The organism is Streptomyces sp. NPDC058240, assembly GCF_042882135.1.
GTDB lineage: Bacteria > Actinomycetota > Actinomycetes > Streptomycetales > Streptomycetaceae > Streptomyces.
The window spans coordinates 118,442-133,473 of the sequence record NZ_JBHVWT010000015.1 but is presented as its reverse complement, the minus strand read 5'-3'; the positions used below and the strand labels follow the sequence as shown (position 1 = coordinate 133,473).

At 72.1% G+C, this 15,032-nt stretch carries 15 protein-coding genes; 5 read left to right on the top strand and 10 right to left on the bottom strand.

All coding sequences use genetic code 11. From position 1 onward, the window contains the following. Window position 1: 1 nt before the first annotated feature. The 6 genes from ACFVX4_RS23635 to ACFVX4_RS23610 all read right to left on the bottom strand — a co-directional run bounded on the left by ACFVX4_RS23635 (window position 2) and on the right by ACFVX4_RS23610 (window position 4,930). Window positions 2-496: an FBP domain-containing protein gene (locus tag ACFVX4_RS23635; RefSeq protein WP_389980539.1), complete on the bottom strand. Its 495-nt coding sequence runs from the start codon at window positions 494-496 to the stop codon at window positions 2-4. Window positions 497-551: 55 nt separating this feature from the next. Then, window positions 552-1,052 carry an NUDIX hydrolase gene (locus ACFVX4_RS23630; RefSeq protein ID WP_389980537.1) on the bottom strand — a complete coding sequence of 167 codons (501 nt, stop codon included), beginning with the start codon at window positions 1,050-1,052 and terminating at the stop codon, window positions 552-554. Window positions 1,053-1,176: 124 nt separating this feature from the next. Then, window positions 1,177-2,076, bottom strand: a complete 900-nt coding sequence (locus ACFVX4_RS23625; protein ID WP_389980535.1) for a hypothetical protein — start codon at window positions 2,074-2,076, stop codon at window positions 1,177-1,179. Beyond that, window positions 2,073-3,086, bottom strand: coding sequence for an SPFH domain-containing protein (locus ACFVX4_RS23620; protein ID WP_389980602.1), 1,014 nt, complete (start codon window positions 3,084-3,086; stop codon window positions 2,073-2,075). The genes ACFVX4_RS23625 and ACFVX4_RS23620 overlap by 4 nt, the downstream gene beginning before the upstream one ends. A gap of 88 nt (window positions 3,087-3,174) precedes the next feature. Next, complete coding sequence (locus ACFVX4_RS23615; RefSeq protein WP_389980533.1) at window positions 3,175-3,996, bottom strand: SDR family oxidoreductase; 822 nt, start codon at window positions 3,994-3,996, stop codon at window positions 3,175-3,177. 259 nt (window positions 3,997-4,255) lie between these two features. After that, window positions 4,256-4,930 (bottom strand): TetR/AcrR family transcriptional regulator, encoded by a 675-nt coding sequence (locus ACFVX4_RS23610; RefSeq protein ID WP_389980531.1) that lies wholly within the window; start codon window positions 4,928-4,930, stop codon window positions 4,256-4,258. 162 nt (window positions 4,931-5,092) lie between these two features. Here ACFVX4_RS23610 and ACFVX4_RS23605 point away from each other — a divergent pair, with 162 nt between their 5' ends. After that, complete coding sequence (locus ACFVX4_RS23605; RefSeq protein ID WP_389980529.1) at window positions 5,093-5,974, top strand: phosphatase PAP2 family protein; 882 nt, start codon at window positions 5,093-5,095, stop codon at window positions 5,972-5,974. Next, entirely contained in the window at window positions 5,971-6,951 is a 981-nt protein-coding gene (locus ACFVX4_RS23600) for a hypothetical protein (RefSeq protein ID WP_389980527.1), read from the top strand. The genes ACFVX4_RS23605 and ACFVX4_RS23600 overlap by 4 nt, the downstream gene beginning before the upstream one ends. An 86-nt stretch (window positions 6,952-7,037) precedes the next feature. On the opposite strand, the gene ACFVX4_RS23595 is transcribed toward ACFVX4_RS23600, so the two are convergent. Both ACFVX4_RS23595 and ACFVX4_RS23590 read right to left on the bottom strand, forming a co-directional pair. Beyond that, on the bottom strand, window positions 7,038-7,577 hold the full coding sequence (locus ACFVX4_RS23595; protein WP_389980525.1) for a PadR family transcriptional regulator: 540 nt from the start codon (window positions 7,575-7,577) through the stop codon (window positions 7,038-7,040). A 77-nt stretch (window positions 7,578-7,654) separates the two neighbouring features. Further along, window positions 7,655-9,670: an FAD-dependent oxidoreductase gene (locus ACFVX4_RS23590; RefSeq protein ID WP_389980523.1), complete on the bottom strand. Its 2,016-nt coding sequence runs from the start codon at window positions 9,668-9,670 to the stop codon at window positions 7,655-7,657. 239 nt (window positions 9,671-9,909) lie between these two features. On the opposite strand from ACFVX4_RS23590, the gene ACFVX4_RS23585 reads away from it, so the two are divergent. After that, entirely contained in the window at window positions 9,910-10,437 is a 528-nt protein-coding gene (locus ACFVX4_RS23585; protein WP_389980521.1) for a DoxX family protein, read from the top strand. A gap of 228 nt (window positions 10,438-10,665) precedes the next feature. On the opposite strand, the gene ACFVX4_RS23580 is transcribed toward ACFVX4_RS23585, so the two are convergent. Together ACFVX4_RS23580 and ACFVX4_RS23575 are read right to left on the bottom strand one after the other, a co-directional pair. Next, window positions 10,666-12,315, bottom strand: coding sequence for an FAD-dependent oxidoreductase (locus ACFVX4_RS23580; RefSeq protein ID WP_389980519.1), 1,650 nt, complete (start codon window positions 12,313-12,315; stop codon window positions 10,666-10,668). A 28-nt stretch (window positions 12,316-12,343) separates the two neighbouring features. Next, the gene (locus ACFVX4_RS23575) at window positions 12,344-13,258 is read right to left on the bottom strand and encodes a diiron oxygenase (RefSeq protein WP_389980517.1); all 915 of its coding nucleotides are present in this window, start codon (window positions 13,256-13,258) and stop codon (window positions 12,344-12,346) included. Between the two features lie 398 nt (window positions 13,259-13,656). On the opposite strand from ACFVX4_RS23575, the gene ACFVX4_RS23570 reads away from it, so the two are divergent. Next, window positions 13,657-14,100 carry a hypothetical protein gene (locus ACFVX4_RS23570; protein WP_389980516.1) on the top strand — a complete coding sequence of 148 codons (444 nt, stop codon included), beginning with the start codon at window positions 13,657-13,659 and terminating at the stop codon, window positions 14,098-14,100. Window positions 14,101-14,262: 162 nt separating this feature from the next. Then, entirely contained in the window at window positions 14,263-14,856 is a 594-nt protein-coding gene (locus ACFVX4_RS23565) for a dienelactone hydrolase family protein (RefSeq protein ID WP_389980514.1), read from the top strand. Window positions 14,857-15,032 lie beyond the last annotated feature (176 nt).

Sequence of the window (15,032 nt, the reverse complement as noted above, 5' to 3'; positions counted from 1 at the left end):
CTCAGCCGAAGAGCTTGCCCAGGAACGCGTCGAGATTGGCCCTGGTCCGCTCCACCTGCTCCTCCACCGTCAGGGTCTCCTTGAAACGACCGCCGGGCGCCGGGGTCTTCCTGCCCCGGACATACAGCGAGCAGGCGAGATCGGTGCAGATGTACAGGCCGACCGAATTGCCCTCGCGCCCCGCGGCGCCGGTCTTCCGGGCGGTCATCAGCGAGACGCCGCTCCCCGGGTGTGTGGTGAGACACAGGGAGCACATGCTCCGATGGAGGAAGCCGCGTTGCTGGGAGGGGAAGCGGAGCGTCGCGCCGATGAGTTCGCCGTCGCGTTCGGTGACGATATAGCTGCGTCCGGGGGCGGAGAGATCCCGCCACCCCAGGAAGTCCAGATCGTCCCAGGGCTGCTCGTCGAGGTCGCGGGGCAGCGGCAGACGCTTGGCCTCCCCCTTGGAGCAGTTGATGAACGATGCGCGGATGTCCTGCTCACTCACGGCCTTCATGCGAGGGACGCTAACTCTGCCTACGACTGCTAGGCAAATGGTTAATGGGGCAAGGTTATGCGCCGTCCACGACGTCCGTGACGGCCAGCCGGTGCGCGGGCGGATGCTCGATCGGAAGATCGGGGCGCCAGGCCGCGAGCACTTGGGCGGAGGGACCGAACAACGGTTCCGGCAGGGCGTCGAGTGCGGTCCACTGCCAGGTGCTGATGAGATGGGGCTCGGTCACCTGCGGGCTTCCCGACCGCACGGTCACTGCGGCGCCCATCGACACGCGGTTGATCCCCCCGACCACGTCGTGGAGCATGGCGAATACGCGTACGTTCTCCGCGTCGGCCTCCAGACCCGTCTCCTCCCGGAGCTCACGGGCTGCGGCCTCGGCGATGGACTCGTGGGTCGGGTCGACCTTGCCGCCCGGCAGCTCCCAGGTCCCGCCGTGGTGCCTGCCGAGGAGGACCCGCCCCCGTTCGTCCTGCACGATCACCCCCACGCCGAGCGCCGCCTGCGCCTGCGGTGGACGGGTGTTGCGGGAAGAGGTGTCCGCGGGCGTGGTCTTCATGGTGCTCCCTGTGCTCCTCGCAGGTGGGGGAGTGCCATGGACACGAGGCCCGGCACTCCGGTCGTACGGGGGCAGCCTACGGACAACCGCGTCGCCGCCCGATCAGAGGTCACCCGACAGGCTCTCAGACGGCCAGCCGCAGCGATGTCCCCGAGATGCCGAGCCGTACCGTCTGACCCCATGTCAGCTCCAGTGCGTCCGTCTCCATCCCGTCGCCGAAGACCATCACCCGGTCCGACTCGACGGTGAGCCTCAGCCCCTGCCCGCGCCCCAGCTCGCCCGCGACCAGCGAGGTGCCGGTCGCGGGGGACGGCCAGGCCTCGCGGACGAACCAGAGGAGTCGGGGGTCGGTGGGCGCCGGGAGGTGCAGCTCGCTGCGGCGTTCCTGCCACAGCGAGCGGAGCCAGCCCGTGGCGCCGGTGCCGGTCCCGACGAGCACGCCGGAGGAGGCCTGCGACTCGGCGGCGGCGTCGGGGGCGTCCGGGCCGAGCCGGTAGCGGGCGGTCTGATGGCCGGGCGGGCCGAGGTAGATCTCGTTGAGGGCGAGGAGGCGCTGGGTGTCGTCGGCCACCGCCTCGACCATGGTGAGTTCGTCCGCCGCGCCGCCTGGGGACCCGGCCGCCCGGAGCAGGGCGGCCGCGTCGCGGGGCCGGTGGCGGACGAGCACGCCCGGATTGCGTCCGGGTTCGGAGTCGATGCCCACGACGGGCTGGCCGGAGAGGTACTTGGCGGCGTTGGCGACCAGCCCGTCCTGGCCGACGACGACCACCACGTCCTCCGGTCCGAACAGGAAACGGTCGAGGTCCGCACGCTCCACCCGCGACTGACGCCACTGGAGCGGCACGGCCGCCGCCACATCGGCGAGCGCCTGCTGGGTCCGCCGGTGCCGCCGCGCCACCTCGTCGATGGACCGGCCGCGGCTGGAGAGGAAGAAGGCGGCCTGCCCGTGCGTGCCGTGCCGGGCCAGCAACTCCTCGTACTCGGTGGTGCGGTGGACCAGTACCGCGCGCGGGGCGAGGCTCATGCCCGGGTCTCCGGGCCGGCGCTGCCGAGCTTGCTGAGCAGGCCGGTGAGCACGTCGGGGGAGAGGGTGAGGTTGTCGATGTGCGGCAGGTTCTCGGCGAGACTGGTCGCTGCCAGGGCGTGCAGGGTCGCGGTGTCCACCTCGCCGTGCACCCGCAGCCAGGCCGCCTGGGACTCGGCCCGCGCGGCGCCGACCTCACGGGCGGCTTCGGCCTCGGCGCGGGCCAGCCGCACCGTGCGGGCCGCCTCCGCCTCGGCGCGCACCCCGTCGGCCGCCGCGTGCTCCTCCGCCTCGCGGCGGGTGTTGGTGCCGCGCTGCTCGACCAACTGCTCCTCCCTGCGTGCCAGTTCGATCTGGCTGGCGAGCTCGTTCTCGGCGATGGCCCGTTCCCGTTCCACGGCCACGGCGCGGCGTTCGTAGGTGGCCCGGTCGGCCTCCTGCTGGATCTGCTCGCGGGCGGGGGTGCGCAGGGCGCGCTCCACCTCGGCCTCGGGGCGGATCGCCACCACCCGTACCGCGACCACGTCGATGCCGGTGGCGGGCAGCCGCGGTTCGGCGGCGAGCCCCGCGGCGACCCGGTCGCGTACCGAGGCGACTCCGTCGACCAGTGCCTCGGCCAGCGCCGTCCTGGCCAGTACGTCCAGGGTGTGCTGCTGGGCGGTCTCGGTGAGCAGGGTGGCGATCTGCTCCAGCGGCGCGCCGCGCCAGACCCCGGTGTCCGGGTCGACCGAGAAGTCCAGCCGGGCGGCGGCCTCGGCCGGTTCGCTGATCCGGTACGTCACGGTGGCCTGCACGGTGACGTCCTGGAAGTCGGACGTACGGGCGTGGAACGCCATCGCCAACTCCCGGTCGTTCACCGGGACTTCCGAGAGCGCGGCAGTGAGCGAGCGGTACCAGAAGCTCAGTCCCGGCCCGTCGTGGGCGAGTCGGCCGCGCTTGTGGTGGCGGATGTGCGCGGTGGGCGCGGAGCGCAGATGGCGCCAGCCGAAGCGCCTGGTGATGTCGGCCATGTCGGCCCCCTTTATTCTCGTCATGGGGACGATAACGGGGATGTTGATTATCATCAAGAGGACGAGAAAGGTCGGCTGCCCGCTTCGGTCAGCGCGGCCCCCGTGGACGGACCGTCTCCGGCCGGTCGCCGCTCCGGCAGCCCTTCGCCGCGAGGAATCTGGCCGGCACCTCGCCGCCGCCGTGCACCGCCAGATCGGCGCCGTTGACGTAGGAGGCCAGGCCGCCCGTCAGATACAGGCAGGCGCGCGCCACGTCGTCCGGCGCCGCCATCCGTCGCATCGGGACGACCCCGGCCACCGCGGCGCCATCGTCCTCGCCGTAGACCGATGCCGCGCTCTGCGTGCGGACGAGTCCGGTCGTGATGTGGTTGACGCGCACCTTCGGCGCCCATTCCAGGGCCAGTGCCCGGGTCAGCGCCAGCAGTCCGGCCTTCGCCGCCGTGTACGCGGCCGTGCCCGGCTGCGGGGTGTGCGCGGAGACGCTGCCGATGTTGACGACCGAACCCCCGTCGCCCTGCCCCTGCATGACCCGGTTGGCGGCCTGCGACACGTAGAACGGGGCCAGCAGGTTGAGGGCGACGATCCGCTCGACGAAACGCGGTGACACGGTGGCCGCGTCGGCGTCGGGGGAGCCGCCCGCGTTGTTGACGAGCACGTCCAGCCGTCCGAAGCGTTCCATCGCCACGTCGACCAGAGCGGCGGCCTCGGCCGGGTCGCGTACGTCGGTCCGCCGGAAGTGCGCCCGGCGGGTGCCGCTCCCGGGCAGCTCCGGCGGTTCGCCGCGACCGCAGACCAGTACATCCGCGCCGGCGGCGAGAAACGCCTCGGCGATCACGGCGCCGATGCCCTTCGTGCCGCCGGTGACGATCACGGCCCGCCCTGTGAAGTCGATGGGATTGCCGATGTCCATGGTTCGCCCCCGCCGTTTTCCGGAATGCGCGTGCAGTCGAAGTCCGTGCCGATCGGTCGGTAAATCTACCAACTGTTTGTTTGGTGGGGTAGTCGCCGCTCCTGCCGGGCGGATGTGGCGAGAGGAGGTGCAACCGCGGGCGGCCGGTGACTCCCCGAGGGGTCACCGGCCGCCCGGATGGTGCGCCGCCCCCGTCCCCACGGTGCGGCGCCGGCGGGTCGTCGTCATCCGCTCGGACAACGGCCCACGTCTGTCGGGACTAGGTCCTGTCGTCAAACTGCCGTCTGTCGCGCGGCGTCTGGCGCGCACGCTCGGGCGCGGACGCGCCCAGTCCGAGTGAGGGAAGGATCGCGTTCTCCACGAAGCGGGTGAGGTACGCCTCGTCCACGTTCTTTCCCTCCAGCAGCGGCCGGGCGCGCATCACGCCCAGGAGCTGTGCGGAGACGAACTCCGCCGCCGGGTTGTCCGCCGGGATCTCGCCGCGCTCCGCACCGCGCCGGACCATGGCGTCGATCGACGCCATTCCGGGCACGATCAGCGCCTCGCGCAGTGCGCACAGCAGTTCGGGGCTCTGCAGCGCGGCATGGCTGAGCGCGTGCATCAGCGGAGTGTCGCGTCCCGAGCCCTCGCCGATCGCCCGCGCCGCCTCGCGGAGGTCCCCCGCGAGCGTGCCGGTGTCGATGTGCGGAAGCAGTGCCTGCCGGGTGCCGTGCAGTGCGGCCACGACCAGTTCGGGCTTGGAGCCCCACTGCCGGTAGAGCGTGGACTTGCCGCAGCGGGTCCGCGAGGCGACCCCCTCCATGGTGAGTGCCTCGTAACCGGACTCTCTCAGCATGTCGAGCACGGCCGCGTAGAACTCCTGCGCCCGCTCCGGCGTGATCTTCGAGCGGCGCGGCGTGTGTGCCGGTTCCTGTGCGACATCCTGCGGCGACATGTGTCTTCCCTCTCGGCGAAGCTGCGACGAGGTCCTTCGATACGCCAGTGTACCGATACGCGCGTGTACCGATACGTTCGCGTATCGGTACACTGGCGTATCGATACGGCATGGACTGGACCATGCCGCCGTAACACCGCTTCGTCAGCAAAGGGGCACCGGGTGATGTACGCCGGTAGCGAGCCAGCAGGTCGGGAGCCGGACAGTTCTGCCCGACCGCCCCTCGTCCGCGAGCTGCTTCTGGTCGTGGGACTCTTCGTGATCTACAAGCTCGGCCGACAGGCCGCGAACGGTCATGTCGACGAGGCGTATCGCAACGCCGGGCACGTCTGGGACTTCGAACGCTCCGTGCACCTGCCCGGCGAGGGCGCCGTGCAGAGCCTGCTGCTGCACGACGAGACGCTGATCCACCTCGCGAACACCTACTACGCGACCGTGCACTTCCCGGCCACGCTGCTCTTCCTCGGGTGGCTCTACTGGCGCCGCCCGCGCCACTACGTCTGGTCACGCCGCATCCTCGCCGCGCTCACCGGCGCCGCGCTCGCCCTCCATCTGCTCTTCCCGCTCGCCCCGCCGCGGCTGCTGGCCGCCGCCGGACTGGTCGACACCGGCCAGGTGTACGGACCGACGGTGTACGGGGCGACGCCGGCGACGGACTCGATGGCGAACCAGTTCGCCGCGATGCCCTCGCTGCACTTCGGCTGGTCGGTGATGGTCGCCGTCGGGCTGATCGTCGCGACCCGGACGCGGTGGCGCTGGCTGTGGCTGCTGCATCCGCTCGTCACCCTGGTGGTGATAGTCGGCACGGCCAACCACTACTGGCTCGACTCGATCGTGGTCTCCGCACTGCTCGCGGTGGCCTTCGCGGCACTGCGGCTGCCGCGCACGGATCCGGTGCGGGCACCTCTCCCGTGGCCGGCCACGGCGGGCGGACCCGCGCCGTCGGCCGTGCCGTACGCCGCCGAGGCCGCCGTTCCGGCCGCGTACGCCGGATCGCAGACGTACTCCGCGTCCCCGTACGCCTCGACCGGAGCCCGGCGATGAACGCCACCGTGATGGCCGTCGCGCTGTCCCTGGTCTCCGCCGCCGCCTACGCCTCGGCCGCGGTGGCGCAGGCCCGGCTCGCCGGGCGGACCGAACCGGACGCCGGGGTGCTGCGGCTGCTCGGGCGAGGCGCCTGGTGGTCGGCGGTCGCGCTGAACGCCGGTGGCGCGCTGCTGCATGTCGCGGCGCTCAAGCACGGACCGCTCACCCTCGTCCAGCCGCTCGGCGCCCTCACCCTGGTCGCCGCCGTCCCGCTGGGTGCCAGGACCGCCGGGCGCCGGGTCACCAGGATCGAATGGCGCGGCACGATCCTCACCCTGCTCGGTCTCGGTGCCCTGCTGATGACCGCGGGCGGCGCCGCCCCGCACGAAACACTCAGCCTGCCCGAGGCGCTGGCCGTCGGGGCGGGGACCATGGCCGTCGTCGCCGGACTCAGCAGGCCTGGAGCGCGCCCCGGCCTGCGGCACGCCGCCGCGTCCGGCATCACTTCCGGGGTCGCGTCCGCGCTCACCCAGACCCTGACCGTCTCCGTCACCGACCACACCGGTCCGCTGTTCAGCTGGCGTCTGGTCGTCGTCGCGCTGCTGGTCTCCGCGTTCGCGATGAGCGGGCTGCTGCTCTCCCAGACCGCTTACCGAGGCGGCCTGGGCGCACCGCTGGCGGTCGTCACACTCGCCAATCCGGTGGCCGCGGCGGCCATCGGCCTGGCCCTGCTCGGCGAACGCCTCCAGGGCGGGACGACCAGCCTGTTCCTGGCCCTGCTCGGGACGGCGGCGGCCGTCCGGGGCGTGATCCTGCTCAGCCGTGCCCAGGCGGAGACCCCGGCCGTCGCCGGTACGGCCGTCGCCGGTACGGCCGGGGGCGAGCCGAAGCCCGGGGCCGGATCGCCGTCACGTGTCGTCATCGCGAGCCGGGGTCCGATGGACCAGCCGGCGTTGCGACCGGAACTGGGCCGGGCACCGGTGGGCGGTTCGTAGCGCGCGGAAGCGATGCCTGTCGGCCGGTGGTGTGTCGCGGGGACGTGATATTTGCCGCCCAACTGTCACGTTCGGAAGCAACCCGTCTACGGACCCGGCTTCTCGTCCTGATCCAGTGCCCGCGTCAGCCAGCCGATCCAGAAGTTCTCCAGATCGATGCCGCCGCGCAGGACCAGATGCCTCAGCCGGTCCTCCTCGGAGTTCCGCTCGGGCGGGAAGTCGCGCTCCTCGATCTCCAGGTACTCCGCCAGCTGCCGGCGATGCAGCCCCAGGTGGCGACGGAGTTCCGCGTCCAGACCAGGTGCCCCGACGACCGCCGCGGCCCGCATGCGCAGCAGCAGCGGATCCCGGACCTGCTTGGGGTCCTCGGAGCGGGCCACCCAGGCGGAGAGCGCCTCGCGGCCCGCCGGCAGCACCTCGTACTCCTTCTTCTGCCCACGGGCGGGCTGCTCCGAGGGCAGCGCCCGGATCTGCCCGGCCTGCTCCAGCTTGCCCAGCTCGCGGTAGATCTGCTGGTGCGTGGCGGACCAGAAGTAGCCGATCGACCGGTCGAACCTGCGGGTCAGCTCCAGTCCCGAGGACGGCTTCTCGAGCAGGGCGGTGAGAATCGCGTGCGGGAGAGACATGGGGTGCATCCTATGGACGGCCGGCCGTGGCCCGACGACGCAGTGGCCCCGCGGCCCCTGCGCCACGAGGCCGTCGGTCACAGCGAAGCCGCGAGCTCCGTGCCCTGGCGGATCGCCCGCTTGGCATCCAGCTCGGCCGCCACGTCGACGCCGCCGATGAGATGCGCCGTACGGCCCGCGGCGAGCAACTCCTCGTACAGGTCTCGGCGCGGTTCCTGGCCCGCGCAGAGCACGATCGTGTCGACGGGCAGGAGGCGCTGCTCGCCGTCGACCGTGAGGTGCAGGCCGTCGTCGTCGATCCGGTCGTAGGCGGCGCCCGCGATCGTCGTGACGCCGCGGTGCCGCAGCTCGGTGCGGTGGATCCAGCCGGTCGTCCTCCCCAGCCCCGCGCCGACCTTGCCGGCCCTGCGCTGGATCAGGTGGACGGTCCGGGGGGTCCTCGGACGCTCCGGGGCGCGGAGACCGCCGCGGTCGCGGTAGTCGGTGTCGACGCCCCACTGCCGGAAGAACACCTCGGGGTCGCGGCTCGCCGCGTCGCCCGAGTCGGTCAGGAACTCGGCGACGTCGAAGCCGATTCCGCCCGCCCCGATGATCGCGACCCGTTCGCCGACCTGCGCCCCGCCGCGCAGGACATCGAGGTAGCCGACCACGCTGGGGTGGTCCCGGCCCGGGATCGCGGGGGAGCGCGGGGTGACACCGGTGGCGAGGACGACCTCGTCGAAACCGTCGAGGGCGCCGGCCGTGACCCGCGTACCGAGCCGGAGCTCGACCTTCTCCTCCCGGAGCCGGGTACGGAAGTAGCGCAGCGTCTCGTCGAACTCCTCCTTGCCGGGAACCCTGCGCGCCACGTTCAGCTGGCCGCCGATCTCCTCGGCCGCGTCGAACAGTGTCACCTCGTGCCCGCGCTCGGACGCCGAGACGGCGCAGGCGAGACCGGCGGGCCCGGCGCCCACGACCGCCACCCGCTTCACGGTCCGGGTCGGCGACAGGGTGAGCTCGGTCTCGTGGCAGGCACGCGGATTGACCAGGCAGGAGGTGACCTTGCCGCTGAAGATGTGGTCCAGGCAGGCCTGGTTGCAGCCGATGCAGGTGTTGATCGCGTCGGCGCGGCCCTCGGCTGCCTTGGCGACGAAGTCGGGGTCGGCGAGGAACGGCCGGGCCATCGACACCATGTCCGCCCGCCCCGAGGCGAGGATCTGCTCGGCGACCTCGGGCGTGTTGATGCGGTTGCTCGTCACCAGCGGCACGGAGACGGCCCCGCGCACCTTCTCCGTGACCCAGGTGTAGGCGCCGCGCGGCACCGAGGTGGCGATGGTCGGGATACGGGCCTCGTGCCAGCCGATCCCCGTGTTGATGATCGTCGCGCCGGCCGACTCGATCTCGCGGGCGAGCCGCACGACCTCCTCCAGCGAGGAACCGCCCGGCACCAGGTCCAGCATCGACAGCCGGTAGATCAGGATGAAGTCGCTGCCGACCCGCTCACGGACCCGGCGCACGATCTCGACGGGGAACCGGATGCGGTTCTCGTACGAGCCGCCCCAGCGGTCGGTGCGGTGATTGGTGGCGGCGGCGATGAACTCGTTGATCAGATAGCCCTCGGAGCCCATGATCTCAACCCCGTCGTACCCGGCGCGGCGCGCGAGCCCGGCCGCCCTGACGAAGTCCTCGATGGTCTCCTCGACCTCGTCCTCGGTGAGGGCGTGCGGGGTGAAGGCGCTGATCGGTGCCTGGATCGCGCTCGGCGCCACCAGGTCGCGGTGGTGCGCGTACCGGCCGAAATGCAGGATCTGCATGGCGATCCGGCCGCCGGCCTCGTGTACGGCCGCGGTGACCCGCGCATGCTGCTCGGCCTCCGCCTCGGTGGTCATCTTGGCCCCGCCGGGGAAGGAGCAGCCCCGGGCGCTGGGGGCGATGCCACCGGTGACCATGAGGCCGACGCCGCCCCGGGCGCGCTCCGCGTAGAAGGCGGCCATCCGCTCGAAGCCGCGCTCGACCTCTTCGAGACCGATGTGCATCGAACCCATCAGCACCCGGTTGGGGAGCGTGGTGAACCCCAGGTCCAGGGGGCTCAGCAGATTCGGGTACGGGCTCATGCGGCGGCTCCTCGCGCAGTGTCGTCTGCGCCAGTTGTAGACGACCGGAACGCCATTGTGCAACAAGTTGCATAATGGTGTGCGTCTCAGCACCACGCACGGGGCCGTCCCCCGGACGGCCTAACACCAGGACCCGTCGGCGCCCCGCGCCAAGGAAAGTGGAACCGAGGCATCCGACCGACGCGGCGCGGCTGCCCCCTCACACCCGGACCACCCCCGAACCCCTGCGGAGACACCCCATGGCCTGCCTCGATCGGCGTGACCTCGGCCTGCTCGTCCTGCGCGTCGGCACCGGCGCCGTACTGGCCGCGCACGGCACCCAGAAGCTGGCCGGCTGGTTCGGCGGCGGAGGCATCCAAGGAACCACCGCCGCGATGGAGGCGATGGGCTTCCACCCGCCGAAGCACAGCGCGGTCGCCGCCGGGCTCGGCGAGGCGGGTGGCGGAGCGCTGCTGGCCCTCGGCCTCGCCACCCCGGCGGCCGGCGCTGCCGCGGCCGGGGCGATGGCGGGCGCCGTGGCCGTCCACGCGCCCGCCGGTTTCTTCGCGCAGGGCGGTGGCTACGAGTACCCGGCGTTCCTCGGCTTCACCGCCACGGCGATCGGCCTGACCGGGCCCGGCCGCTACTCCGTCGACCATGCCACCCGGCATGTCTTCAACCAGCCGTGGATGGTCGCCCTGGTCTTCGCGGGCAGCGCTGTCGCGGCGGCGGCCGTGGTCGGCAGGCGCGCCAAGGGGCGGGTCGCGGTCGATCCCGACGCGACCTGACCGCCCGGCAGGACAGGGACCGGACGGCACCCCAGGGAGGGAGCCGCCCGGTCCCGAACCCGGTCTCGCTCCGCAACTAGCGGAAGGTCAGCGAAGCGGCCGGGGAGGCGTTCCCGTACGCGTCGACGGCGACGACCCGTGCCGCGTACCGGCCACCGCGGACCGTGCCCGAACCGGGATGTCGAGGGGGGCCTGCGGACGGGGCCTGCCCGGCACCGTCCGGGTGTTTCAGCTCGACAGTTTCCAGCGGCTGCCCTTCGCCGCCGCGACCAGCTCCGGCACCGTGTCGAATTTGACCCGCGGGCGTCCGCCGTCGCGGCCACGCGCCAGCTCGGCCCGGTCGATGGCGGCCAGCCCCTTGGCGTCGACGACATGGCGGCTGCGGCTCCGGGCCAGACGGAGGAACGCCTTGGGCGCGGGCGCCGGTGAGGGCAGGGCGCCTGCGACGGCATCGTCCAGGAGCGTGCCGACGGTCTCGGCGGCGCAGGCGCGGTTGGCCCCGATGCCGCCCGAGGGCCCGCGCTTGATCCAGCCGACGACGTAGGTCCCCGGCATCCCCGTCACGCGGCCGCCCTCGTGCGGGACGGTGCCGGTGGCCTCGTCGAAGGGCAGCCCCGCGACGGGCACGCCGCGGTAGCCGACCGCCCGCAGAAGCGTGCCGGCCGCAAGGTCCAGCTCGCCCGGATCTCCTGTCACACGCACGGCCCGCACGCTGTCGTCGCCGAGCACCCGGACAGGTGCGGAGTGGAACCGGAAGACGATGCGCCGTCCCGGCGCCGGTGTGCGCGACCAGTCCACCGTCTCGCGGGTCACGCCCCGCAGCAGGCCCGCCTTCTCGTCCGGGGCCGCGCCGTCGATCGTCGAGCCGGTCCGCGGATCGTGGTCGTCGACGACCAGTTCCACGCCGGGCAGATGTTTGAGGGCGAGCAACTCGGAGGTGCTGTACGCCGCGTGCTCCGGGCCGCGCCGGCCGAGCAGGACCACCTCGCGCACCTTCGAGTCGCGCAGTGCCGCCAGCGCGTGATCCGCGATGTCCGTGCCTGCCAGGGCCGACGGATCCGCGACGAGGATGCGGGCGACGTCGAGGGCGACATTGCCGCTTCCGGCCACGACCACCCGTTCCGAGGACAGGTCGACGGTGTCCGGCGCGACCTCGGGGTGGGCGTTGTACCAGGCCACGAACGCGGTCGCCGAGATACTGCCCGGCAGCTCCTCGCCCGGGATGCCGATGCGGCGGTCGGTGGAGGCGCCCACCGCGTAGACGACCGCGTCGTGGTGGGCGGCGAGCTCCTCCGCGGTGATGTCCTTGCCGATCTCCACTCCCAGGTGCATCCGTACCCGGGGGTGGGTGTGGAAGCGTGCGAAGGTCTCGCCCACCTTCTTGGTCGCGGGGTGGTCGGGCGCCACGCCGTACCGGACGAGCCCGCCGGCCACCGGCAGCCGGTCGACCAGAGTCACTTCGGCGTTGGTGTGCAGCAGCAGGTCCTCGGCGGCGTACATGCCCGCCGGGCCCGTACCGACGACCGCGACGCGGATCGGCGCGAAGTCGGACGGCAGGCCGCGCTCGAACGACGGCGCGTCCCAGTGGTGGAAGTTGGGGCCCCGGCCGCCCTGTTCGGGCTCCTGCCCGGCGAAGTACGCCGCGTTGATCGCGGCGTAGCCCTGCTGCGCGGCGGGCAGGCTGTCCACCGGGAAGACGGCGTCGACCGGGCACGCGTCGGCACAGGCACCGCAGTCGATACAGGACTTCGGGTCGACGTACAGCATCTCCGTGCTGCCGAACGCCCGCTCCTGCGGTGTCGGATGGATGCAGTTGACGGGGCACACGGCGACGCAGGTGGCGTCGTTGCAGCAGGTCTGGGTGATCGCGTAGGTCATCTCGTCAGCTCGGGTCGCTCGGCTCGGATCAGATCAGGTCGGCGCGCTTGTAGAGAGCCAGCGCGGGCTTGGTGAGGAGGCGGGCCGAGGCCAGGAACTCCATCAGGCCCGAACAGCTGGAGCGCATCAGGGACTTGTGGTGCTCGTTCGCACCGGCCTCGGCGACCGCGCGCCGGGTGTCGAGCCCGGCGTTCGCATAGACCTGCCGGTTCACCATGCTGGTGACGATGAAGTAGGACGCGACGGCGATCACGAACGCGTTGATCTGCCGGCGCAGAGGGCCCGCGTGCCGGAGCCGCTTGCGGGTCTCGTCGCGGGCGAACTTCATGTGCCGTGACTCCTCCACGACATGAATGTTGTTGATGGTGCGTACGAACGGCGCGACCCGTTCGTCCCGCATCCAGTCCCGCTGCATGACGTCGAGCACTTCCTCGGCGACCAGGATCGCCGCGTACGCGGTCTCGCCGAACGCGAGAGTCTTGAACGCCCGGCCGAGCTCGACCACCGCGCGGCGCGGCCGGTAGGCGGGGGCGCCCAGCTTCGCCGCCCCGCGGGCGAACATGATGGAGTGCCGGCACTCGTCGGCTATCTCCGTGAGGGCCCACTGGAACCGCGGGTCGGTCGCGTCCGTCGTGTAGATGTCGCGCAGCACCATCTGCTGCAGGATCATCTCGAACCAGATGCCGGTGCTGGCCACCGAAGCGGCCTCCTGTCGCGTCAGTTCCTTGCGCTGCGCGTCCGTCAACTCGTTCCAGTACGCGGTGCCGTAGAGCGTGCTCCACTCCGGGCTCGCACCGTGGAAGTCCCTGTCCAGCGGGGTGTCCCAGTCCACCTCGGTGACCGGGTCGTACGAGAGCTTCGCCGACGAGTCGAGCAGGCGCCGTGCGACGTCGTGCTCGTCGAGCCGGTCCTGGTCCTCCGGCCGAACGGTGCTGCTTGCCATGGTGCGGCTCCTCGAATCGACTGATCGACTCCACGCCGGCCGGCCGTGACCCCATCCCGTGCGCGCTCGATGGGATCTGTGGCTGCCGAGCGCCTCCCTCGCTTGTTAGACACCATGTCTAGCAAGCTGTTGGACGGAACGTATAGCAAGAGTGCCGTGCGGGCCTACCCCTCGTAGCGAATCCGCTCGATCGATCTTCGGTGCGACGGACTGGATCGACCGGGACCCGCCGGCCGTTCGCCCGGGTGAACACGGCGCGGAAGCCAGGGCGTTGGGCGGTTCCGCGTGGGCGGACGGACCGGCGGACATCCGAGGCCGCCCGCGGTCCGGACGCCGGGGCCGTCGTGCTGTACTGGTCCCCCACCTGCCCCACCCGTCACCGTCACCGGAGGCCGCCCATGGCACGGCTCCACATCCGTCCCGGCGTCAACCCCGACGAGCCCGATGTGCCCGTCGTGACGCTCTGCGTCGACCCGGAGGGCTCACCCGGCGAGCGTGCCGTCGCCCGGCTCGGTGACCACTGCTACGAGGGCGACGGCGTCCTGTTCCTGGCGGGGACCGACGGCTGGGCCGAACACACCCTCGACGGCCGCCGCCTGACGGTCGACATCGCCGTGTACCCGTCCGCGCTCGGGCAGACGGGTGCGGACCTTGCGGCGTTCCCCGGCCGCTCGGCCGCCGACCCGGAGGCGCTGCTGGTTCTCCGGGCGGAGACCGAGACGGACCCGGAACTCTACGCGCGGGCGGCGCCCGCGACCGCGGTGTTCACCGGGGCTCCGGATCGCATGCTCGACGCCGATTACGGCTGGCCGGTGCTTCTGGGGCCCCCGCCCGAGGAGTGAGGAGGCGGTCGGCCGCGCGGTCCGGTCGTCGGGTCCGTGGCCCGGGAAGCCGCCGTTGGCCAATGGAACCTTCCGTGGCCCGGGAAGCCGCGGTTGGTCAACGCGCCCGGACCTTCTAGATTCATGGATCAATCCCTGTCCGGAAGCTGTTGGAGGCTCACGGTGGCCGAAGTATTCCTGTTTCATCACGCCCAGGGCCTGACCCCCGGGGTGATCGCCTTCGCCGACGCGCTGCGCGGCGAAGGGCACATCGTGCACACCCCCGACCTGTACGAGGGCCACACCTTCGACACCCTGGACGCGGGGCTGGCGTACGCGGAGAGGACCGGCTTCGACGAGCTGCTCGACCGCGGCGTCCGGGCGGCGGCGGACTCACCGGAGGAGCTGGTCCACATCGGGTTCTCCCTCGGCGTGCTGCCGGCCCAGAAGCTGGCTCAGACCCGGCCGGGGGCACTCGGCGCCGTGTTCGTCCACTCCTGCGTCCCGAGCTCGGCCTTCGGAGCGTGGCCGTCGCGGCTCCCGGTCCGTATCCATGCCATGGAGGCGGACCGTCTGTTCACCGACGAGGGCGACGCGGACGCCGCCCGCGCCCTCGTCGACGAGGCCACCGACGCCGAACTGCACCTCTATCCCGGCGATCAGCACCTGTTCGCCGACAGCTCGCTGCCGTCCTACGACGCCGAGGCCGCCGCGCTGCTGCTCGACCGCACGCTGGCGTTCCTCCGTTCCCGGGACGCGGACCACCGCGACGCATGACGCGGCGCCCTGCGTTCCGGCGGGAGCGCCAGGGCCTGTCCGGCGGGTGACGGCCCGGGGGCACACCCCTTGTTCCCGGGCGGCCGCCCGCGCCCACGTCACTCCCGTCTTTTTTCCACCCCAGGGCCCGCTCTCCCCCCTCTCCACACCTGCAAGAACCCCTAACACGGACCCGG

Coding starts and splice junctions, on each gene's coding strand:
- ACFVX4_RS23635 (WP_389980539.1), bottom strand. CDS start 496: ATGAAGGCCGTGAGTGAGCAGGACATCCGCGCATCGTTCATCAACTGC.
- ACFVX4_RS23630 (WP_389980537.1), bottom strand. CDS start 1,052: ATGAAGACCACGCCCGCGGACACCTCTTCCCGCAACACCCGTCCACCG.
- ACFVX4_RS23625 (WP_389980535.1), bottom strand. CDS start 2,076: ATGAGCCTCGCCCCGCGCGCGGTACTGGTCCACCGCACCACCGAGTAC.
- ACFVX4_RS23620 (WP_389980602.1), bottom strand. CDS start 3,086: ATGGCCGACATCACCAGGCGCTTCGGCTGGCGCCATCTGCGCTCCGCG.
- ACFVX4_RS23615 (WP_389980533.1), bottom strand. CDS start 3,996: ATGGACATCGGCAATCCCATCGACTTCACAGGGCGGGCCGTGATCGTC.
- ACFVX4_RS23610 (WP_389980531.1), bottom strand. CDS start 4,930: ATGTCGCCGCAGGATGTCGCACAGGAACCGGCACACACGCCGCGCCGC.
- ACFVX4_RS23600 (WP_389980527.1), top strand. CDS start 5,971: ATGAACGCCACCGTGATGGCCGTCGCGCTGTCCCTGGTCTCCGCCGCC.
- ACFVX4_RS23595 (WP_389980525.1), bottom strand. CDS start 7,577: ATGTCTCTCCCGCACGCGATTCTCACCGCCCTGCTCGAGAAGCCGTCC.
- ACFVX4_RS23590 (WP_389980523.1), bottom strand. CDS start 9,670: ATGAGCCCGTACCCGAATCTGCTGAGCCCCCTGGACCTGGGGTTCACC.
- ACFVX4_RS23585 (WP_389980521.1), top strand. CDS start 9,910: ATGGCCTGCCTCGATCGGCGTGACCTCGGCCTGCTCGTCCTGCGCGTC.
- ACFVX4_RS23580 (WP_389980519.1), bottom strand. CDS start 12,315: ATGACCTACGCGATCACCCAGACCTGCTGCAACGACGCCACCTGCGTC.
- ACFVX4_RS23575 (WP_389980517.1), bottom strand. CDS start 13,258: ATGGCAAGCAGCACCGTTCGGCCGGAGGACCAGGACCGGCTCGACGAG.
- ACFVX4_RS23570 (WP_389980516.1), top strand. CDS start 13,657: ATGGCACGGCTCCACATCCGTCCCGGCGTCAACCCCGACGAGCCCGAT.